General features: G+C 53.8%; 19 protein-coding genes. 10 read left to right on the top strand and 9 right to left on the bottom strand.

Translation table 11 applies throughout. The features are described 5' to 3' along the window. Positions 1–158 precede the first annotated feature (158 nt). Positions 159–455 (bottom strand): hypothetical protein, encoded by a 297-nt coding sequence (locus GNT65_RS14270; protein ID WP_160797327.1) that lies wholly within the window; start codon positions 453–455, stop codon positions 159–161. A 139-nt stretch (positions 456–594) separates the two neighbouring features. Further along, complete coding sequence (locus GNT65_RS14265) at positions 595–1,005, bottom strand: DUF4279 domain-containing protein (RefSeq protein WP_160797325.1); 411 nt, start codon at positions 1,003–1,005, stop codon at positions 595–597. Positions 1,006–1,210: 205 nt separating this feature from the next. On the opposite strand from GNT65_RS14265, the gene GNT65_RS14260 reads away from it, so the two are divergent. After that, the gene (locus GNT65_RS14260) at positions 1,211–2,413 is read left to right on the top strand and encodes an IS4 family transposase (protein WP_160797323.1); all 1,203 of its coding nucleotides are present in this window, start codon (positions 1,211–1,213) and stop codon (positions 2,411–2,413) included. Here the strand turns inward: GNT65_RS14260 and GNT65_RS14255 are convergent. Then, on the bottom strand, positions 2,376–2,861 hold the full coding sequence (locus tag GNT65_RS14255) for a hypothetical protein (RefSeq protein WP_160797321.1): 486 nt from the start codon (positions 2,859–2,861) through the stop codon (positions 2,376–2,378). The genes GNT65_RS14260 and GNT65_RS14255 overlap by 38 nt on opposite strands. Positions 2,862–3,490: 629 nt before the next feature. Between GNT65_RS14255 and GNT65_RS14250 the strand changes: the two genes are divergently transcribed. Next, entirely contained in the window at positions 3,491–4,342 is an 852-nt protein-coding gene (locus tag GNT65_RS14250; RefSeq protein WP_160797319.1) for a DMT family transporter, read from the top strand. A 97-nt stretch (positions 4,343–4,439) separates the two neighbouring features. On the opposite strand, the gene recJ is transcribed toward GNT65_RS14250, so the two are convergent. The 4 genes from recJ to brnQ all read right to left on the bottom strand — a co-directional run bounded on the left by recJ (position 4,440) and on the right by brnQ (position 9,551). After that, positions 4,440–6,164 (bottom strand): single-stranded-DNA-specific exonuclease RecJ, encoded by a 1,725-nt coding sequence (recJ, locus tag GNT65_RS14245; protein WP_160797317.1) that lies wholly within the window; start codon positions 6,162–6,164, stop codon positions 4,440–4,442. A 119-nt stretch (positions 6,165–6,283) separates the two neighbouring features. Beyond that, positions 6,284–7,009, bottom strand: coding sequence for a bifunctional protein-disulfide isomerase/oxidoreductase DsbC (gene dsbC, locus GNT65_RS14240; RefSeq protein WP_160797315.1), 726 nt, complete (start codon positions 7,007–7,009; stop codon positions 6,284–6,286). 220 nt (positions 7,010–7,229) lie between these two features. Continuing rightward, a complete protein-coding gene (xerD, locus tag GNT65_RS14235) occupies positions 7,230–8,141 on the bottom strand; it encodes a site-specific tyrosine recombinase XerD (protein ID WP_160797313.1) in 912 nt (303 codons plus the stop codon). 78 nt (positions 8,142–8,219) lie between these two features. Continuing rightward, positions 8,220–9,551 carry a branched-chain amino acid transport system II carrier protein gene (gene brnQ / locus GNT65_RS14230; protein ID WP_160797311.1) on the bottom strand — a complete coding sequence of 444 codons (1,332 nt, stop codon included), beginning with the start codon at positions 9,549–9,551 and terminating at the stop codon, positions 8,220–8,222. A gap of 475 nt (positions 9,552–10,026) precedes the next feature. On the opposite strand from brnQ, the gene GNT65_RS14225 reads away from it, so the two are divergent. The 6 genes from GNT65_RS14225 (at position 10,027) to GNT65_RS14200 (ending at position 19,724) form a co-directional block, all read left to right on the top strand. Further along, positions 10,027–10,746 (top strand): tRNA1(Val) (adenine(37)-N6)-methyltransferase, encoded by a 720-nt coding sequence (locus tag GNT65_RS14225; protein ID WP_160797309.1) that lies wholly within the window; start codon positions 10,027–10,029, stop codon positions 10,744–10,746. A gap of 88 nt (positions 10,747–10,834) precedes the next feature. After that, positions 10,835–12,055 (top strand): ATP-dependent RNA helicase SrmB, encoded by a 1,221-nt coding sequence (gene srmB, locus GNT65_RS14220; RefSeq protein ID WP_160797307.1) that lies wholly within the window; start codon positions 10,835–10,837, stop codon positions 12,053–12,055. Positions 12,056–12,292: 237 nt separating this feature from the next. Next, positions 12,293–13,507 (top strand): efflux RND transporter periplasmic adaptor subunit, encoded by a 1,215-nt coding sequence (locus GNT65_RS14215; protein WP_160797539.1) that lies wholly within the window; start codon positions 12,293–12,295, stop codon positions 13,505–13,507. Then, positions 13,507–16,644: an efflux RND transporter permease subunit gene (locus GNT65_RS14210; protein WP_160797305.1), complete on the top strand. Its 3,138-nt coding sequence runs from the start codon at positions 13,507–13,509 to the stop codon at positions 16,642–16,644. Before GNT65_RS14215 ends, GNT65_RS14210 begins: the two co-directional genes overlap by 1 nt. A 143-nt stretch (positions 16,645–16,787) precedes the next feature. After that, positions 16,788–17,390 (top strand): TatD family nuclease-associated radical SAM protein, encoded by a 603-nt coding sequence (locus GNT65_RS14205; protein WP_160797303.1) that lies wholly within the window; start codon positions 16,788–16,790, stop codon positions 17,388–17,390. A 117-nt stretch (positions 17,391–17,507) separates the two neighbouring features. Continuing rightward, positions 17,508–19,724, top strand: a complete 2,217-nt coding sequence (locus GNT65_RS14200) for a PAS domain-containing protein (protein ID WP_160797301.1) — start codon at positions 17,508–17,510, stop codon at positions 19,722–19,724. Positions 19,725–19,783: 59 nt separating this feature from the next. Here the strand turns inward: GNT65_RS14200 and GNT65_RS14195 are convergent, their stop codons facing one another. Both GNT65_RS14195 and GNT65_RS14190 read right to left on the bottom strand, forming a co-directional pair. Continuing rightward, positions 19,784–20,737 carry a LysR family transcriptional regulator gene (locus tag GNT65_RS14195; RefSeq protein WP_160797299.1) on the bottom strand — a complete coding sequence of 318 codons (954 nt, stop codon included), beginning with the start codon at positions 20,735–20,737 and terminating at the stop codon, positions 19,784–19,786. After that, entirely contained in the window at positions 20,724–21,701 is a 978-nt protein-coding gene (locus tag GNT65_RS14190; protein ID WP_160797297.1) for a LysR family transcriptional regulator, read from the bottom strand. Before GNT65_RS14190 ends, GNT65_RS14195 begins: the two co-directional genes overlap by 14 nt. Before the next feature lie 518 nt (positions 21,702–22,219). On the opposite strand from GNT65_RS14190, the gene GNT65_RS14185 reads away from it, so the two are divergent. Next, complete coding sequence (locus tag GNT65_RS14185; RefSeq protein WP_160797295.1) at positions 22,220–24,397, top strand: OmcA/MtrC family decaheme c-type cytochrome; 2,178 nt, start codon at positions 22,220–22,222, stop codon at positions 24,395–24,397. Between the two features lie 916 nt (positions 24,398–25,313). Beyond that, entirely contained in the window at positions 25,314–25,625 is a 312-nt protein-coding gene (locus GNT65_RS14180; RefSeq protein WP_070992475.1) for a hypothetical protein, read from the top strand. Positions 25,626–25,748: the final 123 nt, after the last annotated feature.

The following is a 25,748-nucleotide window of genomic DNA, read 5'->3' as shown; positions in this document are numbered from 1 at the left end:
TTCGAAGGCCAAAAGCGTGTTTACACCCAGTTATCCGTCTCTTCGATTTGACCTTAATGGAAAATTTCTGGATACAAGCTTGTGAGATAATTGGCTTTAACTCACGGATTCAAAATTAAAATGTCTATGGACAACAAAAGCTCTAGTTAATGGCAGAGCTAACTTACAATCAACACCACCGGTATAATAATGCTTAAGCAAGTAAGAATACCAAGCCATACAAAGATAAAAATTGCCCCATACCAGCGACCTAAAGCACTAAATGTAGGAAAAAACCTACTTCTCTTCTTATCTCCAAAGTCAAAGCTTAATAACAACAACCCAAAACACCAGAACAAGACCAATCCACTAAGAAAAACAAACTTAATTTCCTTTTCACTAGGTTCGATTCCATTGATCAGAGGGATAACCATAAACTTTAATATCGGTACTAGGCTTGCCAGTAAACCAATCAACAGCCGGCCTCTATAGGGCCTGACCTTCAGTGCGACTAAGTCCATTTTATCTGGCAGATTCATGTATGTTAGATAAAGTCATCAGTTTTAATTGGCCACTACACACCAAAATGTGTCCGGTGGAGCCTCTTGTTACCTTTTAATGTTTGTACGTATCTATGTCTATGAATGCACCAATTTCACCTAAAAAAGATACCGTTTCTGTTTCAAAGCCAATCGCAGGCGTTGAGTGTTCTTCGTTAACAGAAAACCAAAGAACAACCTCTAATCGTGGCTTTACTTTAAACTTCGCAATCGCCTGAATAATCAAATCTTTTTTAGGTTTAAGTACATTGATGATTTCAGTGGCCATATCAAAAACATCAATATACTCGTTAACAACGTTTTCAGTAGAAACAGTCCAAGAACTTTTTTTCGGTAGTTTACCGCCTGCTTTGCTACCCTTCCTCATTATTGAGGTTGGTTCTATTCCAATAAATTTGGTCACTTCATCAGGATCAAAATTATCACCATCTAAAGCAAAATATACTCTCCCTTGATTTGTATCCACTCAATACTCCTTGAAACCTAACGTCCGCATTTGCTGCTGGTTTGAAACGAAGCGGAAGCAGCCAACAGTTTTGTGTCCGGCTTTAAGGCCATGTTAGGCTTTTTTCTAGGGAATCCCCAGATAATTCCTTGTACAATCAATTAGTAGACACGCATGGTGCTGTTTGATCTAATCAATTTCGCCAAAAACAAACTAGAACAACACCATGCGCGACATTACAATACTACATGACTCTCTTAGCAATCAATGCTCTTCCATCCACAAAAAACGTCTTAATTCTCTTATGGTTGCCACTAAATCATTACTAGATGGTGATCAACTATCTTTGACCCAGCTAGGCCGTAATATCTCTGGCAATGTGGCGCCTAAACACAGTATCAAACGCATTGACCGCTTGCTCGGTAATCACCACATCAATAACGACCGATTGACGATATATCGATGGCATGCAATGCATCTTTGCGGTGCTAACCCAATGCCTATCGTACTTGTCGATTGGGCCGATGTGAGAGAGCAACTCCGTTTGATGACATTGCGCGCCTCCATCAGTGTTCAAGGGCGCAGCGTGACCCTTTATGAGCGTACTTTTGAATTCAAAGATTACAACGCACCTCGCAGCCACAATGTTTTTCTCACTGAGTTGGCAAAGGTGCTTCCGAATGGCTGCTGTCCACTAATCGTCACCGATGCTGGCTATCGCAATACTTGGTTCGCTCAAGTCGCCAGTCACGGCTGGTTTTGGTTAGGGCGTGTTCGTGGTGACGTCAGTTATCAGTATGTTGGAACATATCGATGGCACTCCAATAAGTCGCTTTACCCAACAGCAACGAACAAAGCCAAATACATCGGCCGTGTTAACCTCGCTAGGAAAAGCCCATTGCCCTGTCATTTACACCTGTACAAAGCGAAAGAAAAAGGTCGTAAAGACCGTCGTTCCTCAAAGGCTGGAAGAAACCATACCGCTCAAGCAAGCTACGGAAGAAGCAGCAAAGAGCCGTGGTTATTGGCAACCAACTTACCGCCTAACCACTTTAACTCGGTTCAAGTCACAAAGCTCTACGCTAAGCGAATGCAGATTGAAGAGACCTTTCGAGACTTGAAGAGTCCACAATACGGCATGGGGCTGAGGCACTGCAAAAGTCGTTGTCCGAAGCGGCTAGATGTGTTGCTGCTCATCGCTATGCTGGCTGAAATTGCCTTATGGCTAATTGGTATCGTTGCCTTACATCTAGGCTGGCAAAAACACTTTCAAGCCAACACCATTCGGCACCGGCCTGTGCTGTCGATTGTCAGATTGGGGAAAGAGGTAAGGCGAAGAGAAAACTATCAAATAACAGCGCAGCATTTACACTGGGCAATGCATGAATACATCAAGTTGGTTCACACTGCTGGGAGACCTGAATTATGAGGGGATCCCCCAGGGCTTTTTTAAGGTGGTGCTCATACTCGGCTGTTAAATATGCGTAGAGCATGAGAAAAATCCCCCCAAGTTTACCGACCTTGCATTTATTGTAGTAACCAGTTTCGGCTAATTTTTCTTTCTCGCCGTCTGTCATCGCCGACTCCATTTCTTTAATCTCTATGTCGGTTATTTCCTTATCCATGTCGTGGGCATACTTATTTCTCAACTTATTAATATAAAGTAGCAACCCCTTTTGCTCCTTAAATATTCCTTCTAACGCAATAGCTAACTCAACCTTCTGACGAAAGTTAATTCTATCTATTGAAAACTCATCTGATTTTGGGAGTTTCAATTCGATGATTCTTACCAAATAGTGCTCTATAACAAGATGACATCTCATAACTATTTGAAGGTCATCTTCCTGGTTAACCAAATCAATTACTTTTTCATCCATAGATATCTATACCAGTATGCCTAACAGCTTATTAGTGCGCATGTGCGTTTACCTCGTTAGAACCGTGAACACGCGCATTGTTAACTAATTGTATTGCAACGAAGTTATCACCTTTACTTCAAATACACCATCCAGAAAAATGCGCATGTGCTTTTCCAAACCTCCCGCCTAACAAACTTAAGCTTAAGCACATGAATTTAAGAGCTTTTTAATCACACGGTTTGCCACCTATAGATAACAAAGCGGCAAAGATGCACTAAGTTTTCCTATCTATCGGCAACAAATGCAGTCAAATCGAAGAGACGATGGATACCGAGTGCAGATACGCCTGTGACCTTCGGTTTCAGGGATGAAACCGCAGAGCGGCCAGGGATGGCGAACAGCGTGTCACGGGTGTATCTGCACATACGTCGTTCTCTCACATCCCTGTGATCACGACATTCGTACTTCCATGTACAGCACCCGCCGGGCAGGCGTTAGGTAGCAATGAAGGTACGACCTTCAATTCCCCCTATAAACTCACATACCGCTGAATGCCAAACCATTAACCCTCAACACTGTGGCAAACAACCAATCCCACGATACACTGAAACTAATATCACTAAGAGATTCAACGCAGAAGATAAACCATGCCCAAACCATCCTGGCTACGCCTGCTGTTACTCACCTCGGTCACCATGCTGGCATTCGCGGCTAATTCGCTGTTTTGCAGGGAGGCCCTGGCATCGGGCAGTATCGGCGCGGCCAGTTTCACCCTGATACGTATCGCCTCCGGTGCTCTGGTGCTTGGGCTACTCGCATTGCCCCAGGTTCGCACCGGTGACCTTGGCGGCAGCTGGCTATCGGCATCGGCGCTATTTGGCTACGCGATTGCATTCTCCTTTGCCTACAACAGCCTAAGCGCAGGGACAGGCGCCTTGTTGCTGTTCGGTGCGGTGCAGATCACCATGATCCTCTACGGTTTGTGGTCAGGCGAGCGGATCAATCGAAAACAGATGGTAGGCGCCATGCTGGCCGGAGGCGGACTGGTATGGTTAGTGCTACCGGGCGTAAGCGCTCCGCCTCTAATAGGCGCCGTGCTGATGATAATCGCTGGGGTTTCCTGGGGCATCTACTCCCTGCTAGGTCGCGGCACAGAGCGCCCAACCTTAGCCACGGCGGGTAATTTTATTCGCGCGGTGCCCATGGCCCTGGTGCCTTTTGCCCTGCTCGCTAATTCCGAGACGATCAGCGCCACCGGGATTGGCTACGCCGTGGCCTCTGGCGCCCTCGCCTCGGGGCTGGGCTATGCCCTGTGGTATTTCGTGCTGCCTTCGCTTTCTGCGGTAACCGCCGCGACCGTGCAGCTCAGCGTGCCTGTAATTGCAGCCTTTGGCGGCTTCATCTGGCTAGGTGAATCGATGACAAGCAGACTCCTGCTTGCCTCCATTGCCGTACTCGGTGGCATCGCCCTGTTTGTCATGAGTAAACAAGGCAATTGAGCCAGCAATGAAGTTAAATCGAAGACGCGGTAAATAATGATGTAAACACGATTTTGGCCCTCGAAATCAGGGCCAAACACAAACCTTGAAGCCTAGGCTACTTAGGCTCGATCTGCTCCACCATCAACTGTAGGCTCTCGTTGCCGCGAAACTCGTTGATATCCAGCTTGTAGGCGACCTCTGCGTATTGGATGGTGGCATCGGGCCAGGTAGTGAGATCCACGTTGAAGGCGATGGCATCTACCATGGTCTGGCCGCACTCGCTCTCAAGCACGAGTTTGAGGTGACGCTCGCCGACGATCCGCTGCTGCAGGATGCGAAACACGCCATCGAATATCGGCTCGGGGAAGTTCTGCCCCCAGGGACCTGCGCTGCGAAGCTCCCTGGCCAGCGCCATGTTGAGCTGGGCCGGGTTTAGTTCGCCGTCACTGACAATCTCGCCAGTCAACAGCTCCGGCGCGAGCAGTTCGCGCACCGCCTCATCATAGGCCCTGGCGAAACGCTCGAACTCACCGGCGCGCAGGGACAGACCCGCCGCCATGGCGTGACCGCCGAACTTGATGATCATCCCGGGATGACGGGCATTGATCAGCTCAAGCAGGTCGCGCATATGCAAGCCCTTAATGGATCGCGCCGAGCCCTTGATCTCCCCCTCGCCCGCTTCGGCGAAGGCAATCACCGGTCTGTGGTACTTATCCTTAATGCGCGACGCCAGGATGCCGATCACCCCCTGATGCCAGTCTTGCTGATAGAGGGCGATCCCCCAGGGCAGCTCGGCCTCATCAAGCGACAGACTCTCCAGGCTCTTTAGCGCCTCCTGCTGCATGCCGGTCTCCAGCTCCCGCCGCTCGGCGTTGAGTCCGTCCAGCTCGCTGGCCATGCGGCGCGCTCGCATCATGTCGTCACACAATAGGGTCTCTACCCCCAAGGCCATCTCGTCCAGGCGCCCGGCGGCGTTGAGCCTGGGGCCGACCGCGAAGCCAAAATCAGAAGCCACGATGCGAGAGGTGTTACGCTTGGCCACTTCCAAGAGCGCGGTAATGCCCGGGCGGCAGCGCCCGGCGCGCACCCGCTTGAGGCCAGCGTCCACCAAAATACGGTTGTTGGTATCCAGCGACACCACGTCCGCCACTGTGCCCAGAGCGACGATATCCAGCAGGGTGGCGAGATTGGGCTCCTGTATGCCCTGCGCCTGATACCAGCCACGCCCTCTCAGCTCGGCCCGCAGGGCCGACATCAGATAGAAGGCAACCCCGACCCCGGCGATCGCCTTGCTGGCGAAGCCGCAACCCAGCTGGTTAGGGTTCACTATCGCATCGGCCTCGGGCACGCTGTTGCCCGGCAGGTGATGGTCGGTGATCACCACCTGCATTCCCAGCGCCTTGGCTGCGGCGACCCCTTCGATGGAGGAGATGCCGTTATCGACGGTGATCAGCAGCTCAGCCCCCTTCTGCCGGGCCACCTGGACTATCTCAGGGCTGAGGCCATAGCCGTAATCGAAGCGGTTGGGGATGAGGTAATCCACATTGGTCGCCCCCATCATCCGCAGGGCGAGCAGGCAGACACTGGTGGAGGTGGCGCCATCGGCGTCGAAGTCGCCGACGATCAAAATCGATTGCTGCTTGGCCATGGCGTCGGCGATGATGGCCGCGGCTTTGCCCACATCCTTTAGCGTATCGGGGCGCAGCAGGTTAGCCAGCGCCAACTCGCAGTCGTCCACGGTGCAGCCTCGGCTGGCATAGACTTGCTTTAAGATGGGAGAAAGATGATTGGGTAGATGGCTGTCATCTACCTTGGGGCGGCGCACTATCTTATGGATCACGACTCAAACAACCTCTAAAAATCTTGCGGCTAGCATAGCAAAGCCAGCTCGGAACACACAGCAAAAGATGGCCAAAAAAAAGGTGAGCCTGGGCTCACCTTGTTTCGCGCATTAGCGACTTATTGGACGCTGTCCAGCACCTGGAGCAGCTGCTCAGGCGGCTGATAACCCGGGATCATGGTACCGTCTTCCAGTATGATGGCTGGCGTGCCATTCACCCCAAGACTCTGCCCTAGTTGATACTGCTGAGCGATCTTGGCATCACACTTAGCCCCCGAAACCTGCTTACCCGCCTTGGCATCTGTCATAGCCTTGAGCGGATCGGCCGAGCACCATACGGCTTCCATATCCACGGCGTTTTTAGACGGCACGCCCTGACGTGGGAAAGCCAGATAACGCACTGTGATGCCCAGGTCGTTATACTCGGCCATCTGGTTGTGCAGCTTGCGGCAGTAGCCACAGGTGATGTCGGTAAATACTGTCACCACATGCTTCTCATCCTTGGCCTTGTAGACCAGCATGTTCTGCTCAAATGGCTTGATTGCCTCCATACGCGGGCCAGCTAGGGCGGCCTCGGTAAGGTTCTTCATGCCGTTGTCGAGATCATACAGGTTACCGTGGAACAGCTTGCTGCCATCTTTGCTGACATAGAGCACGCCACGGTTGGTGATCGCTTCATACAGGCCTGGAACCGGTGACTGGTTAAGGCTTTGCACCTCGACGCCTAGGGTGTCTGATAATTTCTGCTTCAACTGGTCGCCATTATCGACCACGTTGTTCGATGCCGCCATCAGGGGGGTAGCCACCATGGCAACAACTAAGGTGAGCGCTCGGGTAAACTTCATTACAATTCCTATAGGGTGTTAGGGCTAATAGCATTAAAGCAAATTAGGCTGCCGGTATACCAACCTAAATTGTTACTAAAACTTGCTATGTCCAATATGTCATTTTTATAGACCGGCCTAGAGGCTGAAAAGTTACATGCTCATGGCCGTTAAAGCAAACGAATAATCGCAATGACCGCCATAACTTAGGCTATCACGGTGCAATTTTGTGGCTTTGGCATCAACCTCTTGGGTGATGTGCTTGATGCAGCTGCGCCAATCTGGCCTTGGCCACATGGGTATAGATCTGGGTGGTTGAGAGGTCGCTGTGGCCCAGCAATAGCTGCACCACCCGCAAATCCGCGCCGTGATTGAGCAGATGGGTGGCAAAGGCATGCCTCAAGGTGTGGGGCGACAGGTGCACCACTATGCCGGCGCGCTGGGCGTAGAGCTTGATCCTGTGCCAAAAGGTCTGGCGGGTCATCATGTTGCCACGCTTGGAGGGAAACACCACGTCACTGACCTTGCCCTTTAACAGTTCGAACCTGGCCGCCTTGAGATAATCTTCTATCTCGGCGCCCGCCTGCTCGCCAAAGGGCACCAGGCGCTCCTTACTGCCCTTACCCACTATACGTACCACCCCTTGTCTCAGACTCATCTGATCCAGCGTCAGCCCCACCAGCTCAGATACCCGTAGCCCGCTGGCATAGAGCAGCTCCAGCATGGCGCGATCTCTGGCCTCGACGGGATCCTCCCGGTTGGGTTCATTAAGCAGACGATCCACATCGGCCTCGCTCAGGGCATCGGGCAACTTTCTCGCCAGCTTGGGCGGCTTGATCATCGCCATGGGATCGACCTCAATCAGCTTCTTGGCCAGCAGGTATTTATAGAAGCGCCGCAGGCTACTGAGCAGCCTGGCGCTGCTGGTCTTGGCAAAGCCCTGCTCGACCCGCAAGGCGAGATAGTCACGCACCTCTTCCTGACTCGCGGCTAACAGGCTGAAACCTGTCTTCTTTAGGTAACGGTCGAAGTGGTTGAGATCGCTGCGATAGGCCTGCAGCGTATGATCGCTCAGCCCCTTGGCGGCCCAAAGGTCATCGAGAAACGGCTCGATGAGGGGATCGGTGTGATATTCGTTGCTCTCAGCTAGCACAAGAAATCCTTTAGATACAAAAACGGTGCTAACTCTTAGCGTTAACACCGCTATCTTACGCTATGGCTTAGGCTGGCATCAATTTAATACCGCTTCACCTCGTGGGCGTCGCACCATCAGGCAGGCAAAGATGGTAATTGCCGTAGGAATTAACCAGGCCATGCCCTGAGCCGACAGTGGCATAACATCGAACAGGCTCATGTCGACACCGGCCGCCTTGAGACCGTCGATGATGCCAAACACCAGGGCCACACTCAGCACCATGCGGTGGGCAAAGGCTGGCTGGGCGAAACGCTCGGTCAGGTATGTCACCGCCACCAGGGCGATCGCCACAGGGTAGATGGTCACCAGCACAGGAATGCTGATACTGATCAGCTGAGCCAGACCAACGTTGGCAACCACGGCGCAGGTGACACTCATCACCACAACTAACAGCTTGTAGGAGAGACGAGGCATCAGCTCGTTGAAGTACTCGGCACAGGCAGAGACCAGACCGACAACCGTCGTCAGACAGGCCAGGGTCACCACGGCGGCAAGTAGCAGCTGACCCGAGGCGCCAAACTGGTGGTTCACATAGTTGGTCAGGATCACCCCGCCATTGTCGGCGCCTACGGCTAGATCGCCGGCTGTCGCACCCAGATAGAAGAGCGATACATAGACGAAAGCCAAGCCACCGGCGGCGATAAAGGCCGCGCGCACCAGGTACTTGGTCTGCTCTCTTGGCGAGTCCACGCCCTTCTTACGCAGCAGGTCGATAATCAGCATGCCGAAGATCAGCGATGCCAGAGTATCCATGGTGTTATAGCCTTCGATGATCCCCTTGGTTAACGGGTTCGATTGGTAGTCGCCCACTGAGGTTGCCACCTCTGAACCCGGCAGGATCACCACAGAACTCGCCAGACCCACCAGCAGTATGATCATGATAGGGGTGAGCACCTTGCCCACGCTGTCCAGCAGCTTGCCGGGGAACAGCGACAACAGCATGGCGATACCGAAAAAGATGCTGGTGTAGAGAAGTTGTGAGCTGGTCAGGACGATGCCGGCGACCTCAAAACTCGCCTGGGCATCTTCAATAAAGGGCTTGTAACCCATCTCATAGGCAACCAGGCCGGCGCGGGGCGCGGCAAAGGCTGGGCCTATGATGATATAGATGGCGATAGCCAGCATGGTGGCGGCAAGCGGCGGCAGCAGGCCCATCACCTTGCCATTGGCCTTTGCCACGGCAATCAGGGTCACCAGCGGCAGCGTCACCGCGGTCAGCAGGAAGCCTATCATGGCCCAAGACATGTTCTCACCGGCAAGGAATCCGGCTAGCGGCGGGAAAATCAGGTTACCCGCACCCAAGAAGAAGGCAAAGGTCATGAAACCTAAGCCCAATGTATCCGTCAAACTTAATTTATTGTTCTGCACACAACGCCCCGTTAATCTGCTTTGTATAATGATCTTAATCGCTTAGTGGAAATTATTGGCTAATAACCGCGACCTTCATTGCGTGTAAACTTCTTATTACACGTCTCCGTGGTAAATCTAGCCCATTCTTGGCTACTTCTTGAACGACAGCAGGATTAACTAACGCTAAAAATGCATTCAAACTGGCTTACCTAGCTCAAATCAAGGCTTTCAGCCCTGACAAGAGGACCTACTATTAGCAAAAAGGCTAACGAGACACAAGATTTGGGCAACCAATCGACGCAAATGAAAGCGCAAATTTAACAAGTTGGACACACTTCCTTTTCATCCTTCATGTCACGCAACATTTGGCCCTAGCAAGATTCACTGTTTTAGCCTCTGGTAACAGGGCACTTTCCGCGCCTAGCGGGTTTCTGCATTTGGCGGGATCACGTACAATGCGCCCCCAAGCATCTTAATCCCCGAAAGTCAGCCCATGCCCTTTACCTTTAAGCAATTTCACGTCGATGACAGCCACTGCGGCATGCCCGTCAGCACTGACGGCGTCCTGCTGGGCGCCTGGGCGCCGCTTACCCAGGCCAAAACCATACTGGATATCGGCGCGGGCAGTGGTCTGCTGAGCCTGATGGCGGCTCAGCGCAGCGGGGCGGCCATACAGGCACTAGAGATAGATCCGCTGGCGGCACAGGACTGCCAACACAACATAACGCAGAGTCCCTGGGGCGATCGCATCACCCTGACCCAGGCGGATCTGCTAAAGTGGTATCCCGGCGTACAAACAAAGTTCGACCACATCCTCTGCAATCCCCCCTATTTCGACAATGGGCCTCAGTCTCAGTGCAGCAAACGCGCCCAGGCCAGACACACAGACAGCCTGGCTTTTGAAGACCTTTTAGGTGCCATCAAGCAGCTGCTCAGCCCCCAGGGCAAGGCAAGCCTGATCCTGCCCAATGCCAGTCTGGGACGATTTCTGCCCCTGCTGGCTCAGTTTGAGCTGCGGCTAAATGCCAGAGTCGACATCACGACAGTGCCCAGCAAAACGCCTCAAAGGCATCTGTTTTGCCTGAGCCACGGCGTCTCGAACGCCGAGTCTAGCGAACAGATAGAGGCGGAACATCTCAGCATACGCGATGCTTCTGGGGCCTACAGCGAGGCTATAGTCGCCCTGACCCAGGCCTTCTACCTCAAGCTCTAGAGCGGGCCTAATCGGCGAGGCGAGCGACTCGCACTTTACCCAGCTTTGGGTGTATAATGCGCGGCTATTATTTTGAGAGACGCAGCGCATGCAATTTGAAGATTTCCACCTTGACGACACCCTGCTCGAGTCGCTCAAGGCGATGGGCCATCTTGCCCCCACCACCATCCAGCAACAGACGATTCCCTTAGCACTGGAGCATAAAGATATTCTGGCGAGGGCACCGACAGGCACGGGCAAGACCGCCAGCTTCCTGCTACCGGCGCTGCAACATCTGCTGGACTTCCCCCGCCGTTACTCGGGCCATGCGCGCGTGCTTATCCTCGCCCCGACCCGAGAGCTGGCCAGCCAGGTACACAGATACGCCTGCCACCTAGCCACCGACCTGGGCCTGGATATCGCCATCATCACAGGCGGAGTGCCTTACGCCCCCCAGGAGCAGGCGCTCAAGGAAAACATCGACATCCTGGTGGCTACACCCGGCCGTCTGATGGAGTACCTGGACAAGGAACTCTTCGATGCCCAGTCGGTGGAGATCTTGGTGCTCGACGAGGCCGACCGCATGCTGGACATGGGTTTCTCCTCCGCGGTGCAGTCTATCGCCATCGAGGCGCAGCAGCGTAAGCACAACATGCTGTTCTCGGCGACCCTGGAAGGGGGTGGCGTGAGCCGCTTCGCCGAGATGCTGCTGACCAATCCGGTGACCATAGAGACCAAACCACCCCGCAGTGAGAAAGCCAAGATCCACCAATGGCTGCACCTGGCCGACGACAAAGATCATAAGTTTGCCCTGCTGTGCGACATTCTCAAGCGTGAAGAGGTCAGCCGCGCCATCGTCTTCGTTAAGACTCGCGAGGTCGTAGCCAGCCTGGAAGGTCAGCTGCAACAGGCCGGTATCAACTGCGCCTTCATGCGCGGCGACATGGAGCAGAAGGCGCGCTTTCAGGCGCTGGGCCGCTTCACCAAGGGCGAGGTTAACGTGCTGCTGGCCACAGATGTGGCGGCCCGCGGTATCGACATCGACGGCATCACTCATGTGATCAACTTCGATATGCCGCGCTCGGCAGACACCTATGTGCACCGAATAGGTCGAACCGGCCGCGCCGGCAACAAGGGCACGGCCATCTCCCTGGTGGAAGCCCACGACATGCGCGTCATCGTCAAGATCGAGCGCTATATCGAGCAGCCACTGAAGCGCCGGGTGATCGACTCGCTGCGTCCTAAGCACAAGGAAGCCAAGGTACCCACCAAGAAGAAGGTGAAGAGCGGCGACAAGAAGAGCCCTAAGAAAGCCAAGAAGAAGCGCTAGCGTCTGCATCGGTACCCCCCCGCCATCTCGGCGATAAAAGCGTCCCTCAGGGGCGCTTTTTTTTTGGCAATTTAACAAGTCGATAGCAAGTATCGCTAGCTTCACTTGATTTTCAATATGTTAAATTGGTTTAACAGAGTAAATTTGACACATTTTATTTACAAAAAGACTTTTGCGCACAGAGGAGACTCTGGTAATTTATAGGGCATTCGCTCAGCACGGAATAGCATGAAGTCAATGATAAAAATTATCCTACGAAGAGTTTTCCCCCCCATCCTCATCCTGATCGTCTTCGGCCTGTTTGCCGCCCTCTTGATGAGTACTCAGGAAGCCCCAGAGCAGAAAGAGGAAGAGATGCCGGTCCCTATAGTGGACGTGATGCCGGTACGGAGTGAAACCGTTTCATTAAATTTGCCCTCCTACGGGGTGGTGCTACCCAAGAACAAAACCCAGTTGGTTACAGAGGTGCAAGGACGCATGCTGACCATCTCGGACAAGTTTGTCGCCGGTGGCATAGTCAAGCGCGGTGATATGCTGGCGCAGATCGAACCCTCGGATTATGAGGCAGATCTGATGCAAGCCCAGGCCACCCTGGCCCAGGCCAAGGCGGCGCTGGATGAAGAGGTCGCCCGCGGCGAAGTGGCTAAGAACGACTGGAAGGGATACGACGGCGGCGTACCGCCTGAGCTGGGCCTGCGTGTGCCTCAGCTTAAGAAGGAGCAGGCCAACGTCAAATTTGCCGAGGCGGCCCTGGCACGTGCTCAGCGCAACCTGGAGCGTACCACCATACGCGCGCCGTTCGACGGCATCATCAAGGCTCGCAACGTGGATCTGGGTCAATATGTCACCCTGGGCACTAACCTGGGCGAGCTATACGACACCCGCGTCGCCGAGATCCGTCTGCCGTTAGCCAACCATGAGCTGGCCTACCTGGAGTCTATCGACAATCCCGACACCCAGGTGACCCTGAGCGCCGAACTGGCGGGCCGCACCGTGAGCTGGATAGGCAAGATAGTGCGCAGCGAAGGGGTGATCGACGCCGATAACCGCATGGTCTATCTGGTGGCCGAGGTGAAAGACCCTTACTTAAGACAGAACAAGGCCGAAGGCCAATTGCCGCTCAAGTATGGCAGCTTCGTCAACGCCATCATCAAGGGCCGCACGGTTGATGGGATCGTCAAGCTGCCCCGCTATATCGTCAGGGATCATCAAGTCGCCGTGGTACGCGACGACAACACGCTGGAAATGCGTGAGGTCAACGTGGTGCGTAGCGGTATCGACAAGGTCTATATCAAGGACAGCCTGAAAGATGGCGAGCGCATCTCACTGACCACAATCAACAACATGGCCACAGGCCAGCTGGTGAAGGTGATCGGCGAAGAGGACAAGTCCCAGAGCCAAGATCAGGAGGAAGATAACCAGCAGACCCTAGTGGCAGCAGGTGATCAGTAATGGAGACCAATACCCGTAAAGGCATCATTGCCTGGTTTGCCCGCAACAGCGTGGCGGCCAACCTCTTGATGTTTGCGCTACTTATCGGCGGCCTGTTCAGTACCCTGTTGATCAACAAGGAGGTCTTCCCCTCCTTCGAGCTCAACTATCTACAGATCTCTGTCGCCTATCCCGGCGCCGCCCCTCAAGAGATCGAAGAGGGGATCAATATCAAGATCGAAGAGGCGATCCAGGATATCAGCGGCATCAAGAAGGTGACCTCGGTCGCCAGCGAAGGCTCTGGCAGCGTCACCATAGAGGTTGAAGACGGCTTCGATGCCCAGGATATCCTGGACGAGGCCAAGCTGCGTATCGACGCCATCGCCACCTTCCCCGACAATATCGAGAAGCCCAACATCTTCCGCATCAAACCGGAAAACAACGTCATCTGGGTCTCAGTGTATGGCGACATGAACCTACACGAGATGAAGGAGCTGGCCAAGAGCATACGCGAAGATATCACCGCCCTGCCCGCCGTCACCCGCGCCCAGGTTACAGGTGTGCGCGACTATGAGATCGGCATAGAAGTGTCGGAAGACAAGCTGCGTGAATATGGCCTGAGCTTCGCCGATGTGGCGATGGCGGTGCGTAACTCCTCCATCGATCTGCCCGGCGGCTCGATTCGCGCCGAAGATGGCGACATACTGCTGCGCACCAAGGGCCAGGCCTACACGGGCGAAGACTTTGCCAAGATAGTGGTTAAGACCCGCAAAGATGGCAGCCGCATCATGCTGCCCGAGGTGGCCAACATTCGCGATGACTTCGAGGAGCGTCTGGAATATACCCGCTTCAACGGCAAACCCGCGGCCATCATCGAGGTGCTGAGCGTCGACGATCAGAACGCGCTGGATATCTCCTCTCAGGTGAAAGCCTATGTGGAGGAGCGCCGCGCCACCCTGCCCGCCAGCGCCCAGTTAGACACCTGGGGCGACCTGACCCACTACCTCAAGGGGCGTCTCAACATGATGCTGTCGAACATGTTCTACGGCGCCCTCTTGGTATTTATCATCCTGGCGCTGTTCCTCGACTTGCGTCTGGCCTTCTGGGTAATGGTGGGCCTGCCGGTCTGTTTCCTCGGCGCCATGCTGCTGATGCCCCTGGAACCCTTCTCGCTGTCGATCAACATGCTGACCCTGTTCGCCTTTATTCTGGTGTTGGGGATAGTGGTGGATGACGCCATAGTGATCGGCGAGAGTGCCTATACGGAGATCGAACGCCACGGTCACTCGCTGGATAATGTGATCAAGGGGGCCCACAAGGTCGCCATGCCCGCCACCTTTGGCGTGTTGACCACAATAGCGGCCTTTATCCCCATGCTGATGGTGTCCGGCCCCATGGCGATCATCTGGAAGTCCATCGGCCTGGTGGTGATCCTCTGTCTCGCCTTCTCACTGGTGGAGTCCAAGCTGATCCTGCCTGCGCACCTGGCTCACCTTAAGCCGCGTCGCCCGAACCCTAATCCCAACCGTTTCGTGCGCTTTAAGCTGGCGCTTAACAACAAGGTGCAACACTTTATCCACCACAGCTACCGCAGCTTCATCGGTCGCTGTATCGAGCACAGATACAATGTGGTCGCCACCTTCGTGGGCGTGCTTATTCTATCCGTGGCCCTGGTCGCCAGCGGTAAGGTACGCTGGGTCTTCTTCCCCGATATCCCCTCTGACTTCATTCAGGTGAGGCTGGAGATGGATGTGGGCAGCTCAGAGGCTAACACCCTCAAGGTGGTCAAGGAGATCGAGAACGCCCTCTATGTAATGAATGACCAGATGGAAGACGAGTACGGCAACCCAGTGGTGAAGCACAGCTTCATCAACATGGGCTCGCGTACCTCGGCCTTCATCTTCGCCGAGCTGACCAAGGGTGAAGACAGGGAGGTAGACGGCGTCACTATCGCCGATGCCTGGCGTAAGGCGCTGCCTGAGCTGATCTCGGTGAAGAAGCTTAACATCAACGCCAGCACCAACGACGCCGGCGGCGATATCTCCTTCAGGCTCACCTCGAGCGATCTCGAGCAGCTCTCCCAAGCCGCCGACGAGCTGAAGCAGAAGCTACGCACCTACGAGGGGGTGTATGACATCTCGGACAACTACTCCTCCGGCAGCCACGAGATCCGCCTGGCGATCAAACCCGAGGCCGAGGCCCTGGGACTGACCCTGTCGGATCTAGCCAGCCAGGTGCGTTACGGCTTCTACGGCTATGAGGCCCAGCGTATTTTGCGCAACAAGGAAGAGGTCAAGGTGATGGTGCGCTACCCGCTGGAGCAGCGCCGCACCCTGGGGCATCTGGAAAACATGATGATCCGTACGCCCCAAGGCACCTCTGTGCCCTTCTCCACTGTGGCGAGCATAGAGCTGGGTGATTCCTACTCTTCGATCACCCGTGTCGACGGCCGTCGCGCCATCACGGTTATCGCCAACGCCAACAAGAATGTGGTGGAGCCCTCTAAGGTGGTAGGTGAGATCCAGAAGGACTTCCTGCCTTATCTTGAGAGCAAGTATCGCCACATCTCCACCACGCTAGATGGTGGCAGCGCCGATGAGCAGAGCGCCATGATAGGCCTGATCCAGGGCTTCTTCTTTGCCATGTTCACCATCTATGCGCTGATGGCGATTCCGCTCAAGTCCTACAGCCAGCCGCTGATCATCATGTCGGTGATCCCCTTTGGTATCATCGGCGCCTTGTTCGGCCACTTCATCCTGGGGCTCTCCATGAGCGTGCTCAGCCTGTGTGGTATCGTGGCGCTGGCCGGGGTTGTGGTAAACGACTCGCTGATCCTTGTGGACTTTGTTAACCGCGCCCGGGCCCAGGGCCTGCCGCTGAAAGAGGCGGCCATAGACGCAGGCTGTTATCGTTTTAGGGCGATCATCCTTACTTCTATGACCACCTTCGTCGGCCTGGTACCCATCATCCTAGAGCGCAGCCTACAGGCGCAGATAGTGATCCCCATGGCCACCTCGCTGGCCTTCGGTATCCTCTTCTCGACTGTGGTGACCCTGGTGCTGGTACCCGTGCTCTATATCATTCTCAACGATATCAGACGCCTCTTCCGTTGGTGGTGGCAACCCCGCAGCTATCGCATCGAGGGTGAACAGTCCTAATCTATCTAAATTCAAAGGGAGGCTAAGCCTCCCTTTTTGATCCAGCAGAGGTTTTCGCCGCGTCAAAAGCGGTAGACTCATGCCATCACCTTTGCAGGCCGCCTTTCCAGGGGCTTGTTCAACACAGCTTACCCGTGAGAGCCATGAGCCAGTCCACCTTAGTCTACGATATTCGCAACAGCCGCTACCTCAACATCACCGGGCGCTGCACCCTGCGCTGCCAGTTCTGCCCCAAGCATAACGGCAGCAAGCAGGTACACGAGTATCAGCTGGATCTCGACCATCAACCCAAGCGCGAGGAGATCATCCCCCTGCTTGGCGAGGTCAGTCAGTTCGACGAATATGTGTTCTGCGGCTATGGCGAGCCCACCCTCAACCTCGACACCTTGCTTGGCGTGGCAAGTGAGATAAAACGCCGCGGCGGCCGAGTTAGGGTCAACACAGACGGGCTTGGTAACCTGTTCCATCGGCGCAACATACTGCCCGAGCTTGCCGAGGTGGTCGACGCCCTCTCCATCTCGCTCAATGCCGATACAGAGGCCGCCTACCTAAAACACTGTCAGCCCAAGCTCAAGGGGGCCTATCAGGCGCTATGGGACTTTATCCGTCTGGCTCCTGACTATATCGATCAGGTACAGGTGTCGGCCATAGATGGCTTGGAAGGGGTGGATATCGACAGGTGCCGCGCCCTGGTGCTCGATGCCAAGGCGCAGTTTAAACACAGAAAGCTTGGCGTCGTCGGTTGAATTACCAAGGCGTCATCCGATGATTTACTCAGGCGTTGCCGGTTTGTAACCGACTGTGTTCTGCGGCGAAAATCATGCTAACATAGCCGCAATATCACTGGGGAAACACCGCTTGCAATGCTGACGCAGAAACAACCACAACTGATCGCCGGACAGGGGCTGCACTGGTCTGCGCAACGCATCTTCTCGGTGGTCACCCAGATCATCATCTTGCTGATCAGCGTCTTGCTCCTCACCAACGTCATCATCACCCTGGGCGAGCGTCGCCTACAGGAAGATTGGGCCACCCAGAGATACAGCGAGCTACAATCTGTCGGCACCCTGATCGCCGACAAGGTCTCCTTCCAGCAGTTTCGTACCCAGATGTTTGCCAACGACGAGCTACTCAAACGCTACCTGACCATCCCCAGCGAGGTGCGCCAACGCAAGCTGCAGGAAAGCTGGGAGGTGATGATACGCAATATCCCCGAGTTGCTGGACATCGCCCTGTTCGATCCCCAGGGCAAGTTTAAGTTTTCCACCACCAACGACTTTAGCCGCGATCCCCTGCCGCCCTCGTTGCTGGGCGGCGCACGCAACATGGGCGGCAACGAGGTCTATACTTCGCCATTGGAGTTCACCCCCATCAAGGGCAAGTTGGAACCTTACCTGTATCAACTGGCCTGGCTGGAGAATCCCGATCAGAGCATTCGCGGTTACCTGCTGACCTACCAGTCCATGAGCCGCATGCTGAAAAGCATCAGACCCGCCTATTCCAGCGCCGAGTCGCCACTCTTGATGCTCGACACCCAGGGCTTGCTATACGCAGGCGCCGAGACCAAGCCGACCATCAACCGCATCCCGGATACCATGGGCGGCAGCCTGCGTCAGACCTATCCGGCGCTGTGGCGCAAGATGGCCATGAGCAACTTCGGCCAGTTCCATGGCGACGACGCCACCTTTGTCTACCTCAAGATAGAGCTGACAACCCAGTATGAGACGCGCCGGGAATACTACCTGGTCTCCTATGTGCGCAACGACGCCATCGCCGAGCTGTTCTCCGAGTGGCGTAACATACTTATCGTCGGCGCCGTGGTGCTTACCCTGCTGGCGTTGGCGCTGATCCTGCTGAGCCACTCCTACCGCATCGGCCAGCGCTCGCGAGAATACAGCATAGAACTGGCCCACCGCCTGTTCCACCAGGATATCGGCTGCGTGATCATCAACGACAAGAACCGGGTGATGACCGCCAACGAGAAGGCCGCCGAGCTGCTATGCCTGCCCTTGGACGAGCTGCAAGATCGTAACCTGCAGCGGATCCTGCAGTTCGAGAACGAACAGTACGCCGAGGTCGCTGCCCAGCTTGAGGCCAATAACAAGTGGCAAGGGGTTATCGACTTCGACTCGCCCGGCGGCAGTCATCTGGCGATCACAGTCACCAGCTCGCCGCGCCGCAGCCGTCAGGAAAAATATTATCTGGTCACCTTCGAGGATGTGTCTCAGCTGAGAAAGGCTCAGCATCAGGCTAAGCTCAACGAGCTGCTGAACGACAACGCCATCCCCTGCGCCCTGGTACAGGCCAACGGCATGCTTGAGCTGGCCAACCAGGCCTTCATGCAGCTGGTCTCCATCCATGATATTCAGGGCAAGAACCTCACCGATCTGCTCAATAATGACCTCAGCTCCCAGTGGCCGAGGATCACCCAGCAGATCTTGCTACAGGGCAGCTGGAAGGGACAGATCCTCTGCGACCCCAACAGCAAGGAGAACACCTGCCTGCAGGCGACCCTCAAGGGGCACCTGGACGCCGCCGGTGAGATAGAACATATCGTCTGCACCCTGGAGCAGGCGCAGAAGCGCGCTTTGCTGCAAGACACCGGCGACTTCATCCCCCACCGCAGCGCCATCCTGGTGAACCTCAGGGATCTGGACGACTACTTCAAGTCACTCAGCCCCGTCAGTCGCGAGCACTCCAGCCTGCTGCTGATCGACATCACCGCCGAGAGCATGCTGAGCCACATGAGTGATATCGGCCAGCTGGAGAACCGTCAGCGCGAGGTGGAGATCCATATCCTCAGAACCCTGCCGGTCAACTACCAGATGTCTCACTGGCAGCTGGGCAAGCTGATCGTGATACTGCCGGATACCAACTCGGACGACGCCCACCACTTCGCGGTGAAGTCGTTAAATGGCCTCAACGAGATAGGCCTGGGTACTGGGATCTGCATGGGGATCGCCAGCTATCAGACAGGCCAGAACCTGGAGCAGTATCTGAGTAACGCCGAGGTGGCACTCAAGCGCGCCAAGCAGATCGGTGAGCAGAATATTTGCCAGGCGTTTACGAGGCAAAACTAACGCGGCAAGACTAATGCGGCAAAACTAAAGCCCACACTAGACGCCTGACGGAGTCAGCATTACTGATGCATGGAAAGGATGTAATCTTCCAGGCAGTGTTGCAGCCAAAATGGCGTCGTCACCTTGCCACTCGCATCGAGCCTTAGCCATAGATAGACTGTGGGGTGGCTGAAGTTTTCCAAGATGATGTTGTCCTGCACAAGCTCTATCTGCTGCGCGCGCAGCCCTTTGATGTTTCTCAAGAAATTTACGGCTCCCTTCACGCCGATGATAATGATGGCATCTGACTTTAACAGGCTGTTAGCCGCACTACCCAAGTCGGGCGCCGTGGCATAGATCTCTAACTGCTTCCCGACTCGCTTGGCATAATTTCCCAGCGGCGACTTGTTGGCGGGGAACGGCATGGTCCTCAGCTTAACCAAGGGGTAATCGATCATGTTATCCACATTGGGCGCCTGCCAGATGGGATGATCTTCCCGAGCAACAAGATAGCCGCCACGATGCTGAATAACGGATTTAGACAAGATGGCGCGATCATTTGCCCGCTCGAAACAGATTGCAGCGGCGATCTCGTCGTTGAGCAGTTGTTGCTGGGTTAACTCGCCCCAGGGGGACGTGCTCACCATCAACTCGCTGTCAAAGACACGATAAGCGGCCTGCTTGACGCTTTGGGTTAAATTAACTTCCAACTGAGGCACTGTGGCGATTTCAACATGGTCGTGAACCGCCCCAGTCACACCACGCATCAAGAGATCCACTTGCTGACGACACGCCAGCATCTCGTTAAACAGAGGGTAGAGGTCGTGGGCCCTGTCTGTCGCTTGAAACTGGCTTTCCCTGCGAATAAACAAAGGATCATCGAATACGTTACGCAGTGCCGCCAGGGCACGGCTTACCTTGGGCTGTGACAGGTCTAAATGATTTGCCACCTCGATGGCGTTCTTCTTCACATACACCTGGCAGAATATCTCTATGGTCGACAGGGAAATATCCAGCAGCTTATCCTTTGGCATAGCCAGCTCCTTCACAGTTGAGAATAACATTTCCCTGGATATAGGAAGCTATCTCCTGCTCCAACCATGGCGGCCTGTTCCCCCCTTCTCTGAGCTTGGTTAAGTAGTGACGATGACCATCGGCGCGGCGATTGAGTAGCCTGTTTTGATCCTCCGGCAACGCCAGGGCCGACAGATTTGCCTTAGCACATAGGAAGGCGACCGCATCGCGATAACAGATAAGGGTTAACGCATCGCTACGCTCCAGCTGAATCATGAGATCCGACAGCAAACAGACCTTGGCAACCAGGTTAATGGGCAATCCCCTGTCTAATGCATAGAGGGTAAGCGGGTCATGTTCCTGCTCCAGCTCATGACCGTTAAAGCTTATATAGGGATATTGCAGCATAGCCTCAATATCCGCCCGAGCTTCGTGATGAAAAATCGGATGCTGCTGGTTGCCTACCAGCACATAGGCGTCTGCCCGCGCGACAAAGTCAGACGATAACCGTTCAGAATTAAATGCCCTCAGGGTAATGGCTAAATCCACATTCTGACGAATAAGCAGCTTGTCAATATCATTGCTACAAGGCTTAATATTGAAGGTATAACTCTGCTTAAGCTGAGAGGCCTTGTCATGCAGATAACTTAACAGGTTTAGTGAAATAGGAGGCGGGCAGGCAATCGTCAGCTCGGTATGAGACTGCTCGGTATCCTTACTGGCACAGGAGAGACTCGCCTCAGACAGGGCTAACATCTGCTTCAGGTGAGGATAGATACTCTGGGCAAAAGGCGTATGTTCGAAACCATGCTGCCTGCGGACAAACAAGGGTTCATCGAAGGAGTGGCGTAATGCCTTTAAACTCCGGCTGACTTTAGAAGATGCCACCCCGAGTTGCTGGGCCACCTCAGTGGCATTTAAGGTATCAAACAGTAAGACAAACACTTTAATATTGAACAGGGTATTAGTATTAATCTTGCTCATGCCTCTCCTTGAAGAATCGCCCTTAAATTAGGCTTTAGTGCCGTTAGCTAATGTACGCTAAGTCACCTGGCATTACGTTTACCCAGTGCAAACTTTTATCTCTTTCCCCGTGCATTTGTTAAATATGTGACATCGAAAAATGCCATGCCTCTCTGACACAGATAACCGACAGCCGGGAATAACCCGACACCATAAAAACAGAATACTTCATATTAAACATGATGATAGATAGACATAGACCTCTGAAGATAAAATTCATTTTTGCCATTTGCATAATATGAATATGAGAGTTCCACTTTCTAAAAATCGAGATGTCTCACTGGTAATAGCAAGCCAAACAGACCACCGCACTAAAAATAGTCGCACCAGCAAAGCAAACACCAAACAAACATCAAGCCAGGCAGTGTTTTATACAGCTGAAAACTTTATTGTTAAGGTGATGTGCTTCATATCTGACAAAAGCCCGCTTCTTTAACATTTCTCCTGGCTATACCCCAGTGGTTTATCTTGGAGAAAAAATGATGATAACAACAAAAACAACCACACTGGCGGCACTTATCGCTTCGGCAATGATGCTGTCGGCCTGTGGAGATGGGAATGATGGAAAAGATGGTATCGACGGTGAAAATGGTCAACCCGGTACACCGGGCACACCTGGCGCCGTCGGTTTACATATTGACATGGCAGAAGAAGCTATCGCCAATATCAACAAGGCAAGCTATGCCGACGGCATCATAAGCGTCGACTTTGAGCTGGAAAACCGCCAAGGCGTAGGCCTGTTTGGTTTAACTGGTGAGAATCCGTTTCACGATTTCCGCTTCTCATTGGCACAGCTGCAAACCCATGAAGGCAGCGACCTGAAACAATGGATATCCCTGCTCAACGACACCACCAACGACGACGGCACCACCTTTGAGCAAGGTTTCGAGAAGATTAAAGACTGTATCGAATGCCTAGTCGATCATAACGACGGCAGCTACACCTACACCTTTAATACCAACCTGCTCACCGCCGAAGATGCCGCCGGTATCGAGTTTAACCCTGACCTGACCCAACGTATCGCCATCGAGATGCAGTTCGAATATGACTCAGGCCATGAACTGGCCGAAAATGCTCACTTCGACTGGATCCCCTCCACCAATGGCAGCGAAGGCATAGAGAGCCGAGAGCTGGTGACCATGCAGACCTGCTACACCTGCCACCAAGCCGATAGCCTCAAGGCACACGGTGGACGTCGCCTGGATCTGGAGAACTGCCAGGCCTGCCATAACGGTATAGTCACAGATCCCAATGCCATCTCTGTCGAGTTTGGCCACATGGTCCATGCCATCCATATGGGGCCACACCGTGAAGGTAAAGACGCAGATGGCAATGTGGTGCCCATGCCATACACCATCGCCGGTTACGGTGGCGATCATGCCTTCGACTACCCCGCCTTCCCGACAAAACCCTTCATGGACTGCGCGGCCTGCCATGTCGAAGATGACAACTTGGCAGACAAAGATCTCTGGCTCGCCAACGCCAATGCCAACGCCTGTACTGGTTGTCATACCGACTCGCCAGCCCAGCATCAGTCAGACAAGAACCCGGCGCTGAGCTGCACCGACTGTCATAGCGCCGCGGTGCATGGCGATCATGCCAAACCCTATCAGGCAGCCAAAGACTATGATGTCACCATCAACAAGGTCGCCATCTCTGCCGCCAACGAGATCAGTTTCGACATGGCCATCACAGATCCAGCCGGTAACCTGGTGAGCCAGCAAGAGGTCTACAAGCTTGGCTACAGCAAGCCTTACATGGTGGTGAGCTGGGACGTCGAGAAAGATTATCCCGACTATGATCAGTCGCCCTACAGCCAGCGCCGTATCGACATCAAAGATCCCACCAAGGCGACCTGGAATGCCGACAACAGCGTCAGTGTAAAGGTCGCGATGAACTTCCCAGCCGACATCGCCTCACGCTCGCTGGAAATCCTGCCTGTACTCAAGGTTTGCTTTGCAGAAGGCAGCGGCACCCGTGTTAGCTGCGATGCCGACAACGCCTACCCTGCCTATGTGCAGACCGATGCCTTACGCACCGTGCTTGATGACAGTGAAGCCGTGGTGGCCGATCGCCGCGCCATCATCGACAGTCAAAGTTGCTATGGCTGCCACAGCTTTGAGTTCTATCATGACTCAAACGGCGTCAACTGTATCGCCTGCCACACCAATGACAAGAAGCTGGGCGCGGTCGAAGACGCCAACGGTGACGCCGTTGCCTGGGGTGAGATGAAGTCCACCAGCTTTATGTACAAGGCCCACAAGGCGAAAGGCCATGACAATGGCCATGGCGGTAGCGGCACCCTGCTAAAGACCGACTGCATGACCTGTCACTCGGCCGAGCAAGGCTGGGGCGGCCTGTCCTATGGCTTTGAGCTGGGTCGTAACCCAGGACAAGCCCATACGGTACCTAGCTTCATCCCAGGTAAGAGCAACGACCCTGCGGTCAATCCGGTAGCGACCTGGTATGCCTCATCCGATGCCGCAGCCTGCATGAGCTGTCACCAGAAATATCTCTCGGAGGCGGCCGTGGCTCACATGGAAGGCAACGGCGCCTACATAGGTGCCGACAAGGCCAGCGCCAAGGCGGCACGCGAAGCCTGTGCGACCTGCCATACACCTGAGAAGCTGATGCACGCTCACGGTCATCAACTGTAAGACCCAAAGGTGCTCGCCCTCACCGAGCACCGAGTTCCACCCTGCAATGTCAAAGGCACCTTCGGGTGCCTTTTTTTGTCGCTAAACTTTTGGTTTAGCGAGTGGGGTTAAGGAGCGCCCGGCATGGCGAGTTTATGCCTTTCCTCTGGCGAATTTTCTGTGTTGTAGCGTCTACCGGGTTTGTTGTTGGAATGCGAGTTGAAGGTTGCACCTTCGTGGCAATCTAACGCCTGCCCGGCGGCGATGTGCAAATTTCGCCGTTGTAGCGACTATCGTGTGTGTTGTTGGGACGCGAGTTGAAGGTCGTACCTTCATGGCAATCTATCACCTGCGGTGAGCTTATGTGCAGATACTGCTGTGACACGCTATAAAGCCATCCTTGGCCGCTCTACGGCAGCATCTGACGTGAATGGACTCACAAATGCCGCGATGACATGGATGTCAAAGAGCGGCCCTGAAACCGAAGGTCACAGCCGTATCTGCACTCGGTATCCAACGTTTCTTCGATTTGGCCTCATTTGATGTAAGTAGGAGGGCTAGATGAGTGTTCGGCAGGTTGCCAAACTCTACTCGCTAGACTGCGCATCTATACAGGTATAATGGGATTTAGCAAAAAAGCACCCCTTTCGCTTCCTACTATGTAATCTTGCTGTTCTCGCTTTGTTTTTTGAAATTTCGTAACGAATTGATTAAATCTAGTAAAAAACTGAGCATCAGCCATTTAATAGGGAGTAGTGGAGGTCTCGTTAAATGAAGTCTCGCTTTATTTTCGGGCTGCTTATTTTGTCCTTGTTATGTAATGCTGTTATTGATATAAATTTCAGATATTTAAAAAAGTTTGCCGCGATGTATATTAGTAGGGAGTGATTTACATAGGCGGCATTCTCGCTAATAAGCGTTATGTGCCTAAAGAATTATGACTCTATCAATCGTTGAATCTGGTATATGGTTTTACGCAAATTCAATAGAGAAGCCTGTTGATATAATCAGCCTCAATTACGATTGGTGGTTTGAGCTAGCAAAAGCTGATGATCAATTAGAACCTGACGAAAAACCTGAGCCTTTAAATCAGCTTGGCGTTTTATATTACGTGCGCTTTAAGCATGCCACAGAAAGTGACGAGCCTACTTGGCCTGATTCAGTAGGTTGTCAAACAATTGAAGAAGCTAAAAAAATAGCGCAAAGTAAATCACCATCTCAAATAGTGTGGTCTATGGTCGGCACATAACAAGTGACTGTGGTGTTTAGTCAATATATTTATCCGTTTTTTGCGCACCACAGCTCCTCGCTTTTAAGCATGGTATTCAAGATCACGATGAGCTTTCGCATGCAGGCGATCAGTGCTACTTTT

This window comes from Shewanella insulae (assembly GCF_009831655.1).
GTDB classification, from domain to species: domain Bacteria; phylum Pseudomonadota; class Gammaproteobacteria; order Enterobacterales; family Shewanellaceae; genus Shewanella; species Shewanella insulae.
Note: the sequence above shows the minus strand (reverse complement) of the source record. Positions and strands in the feature narration are given on the sequence as shown.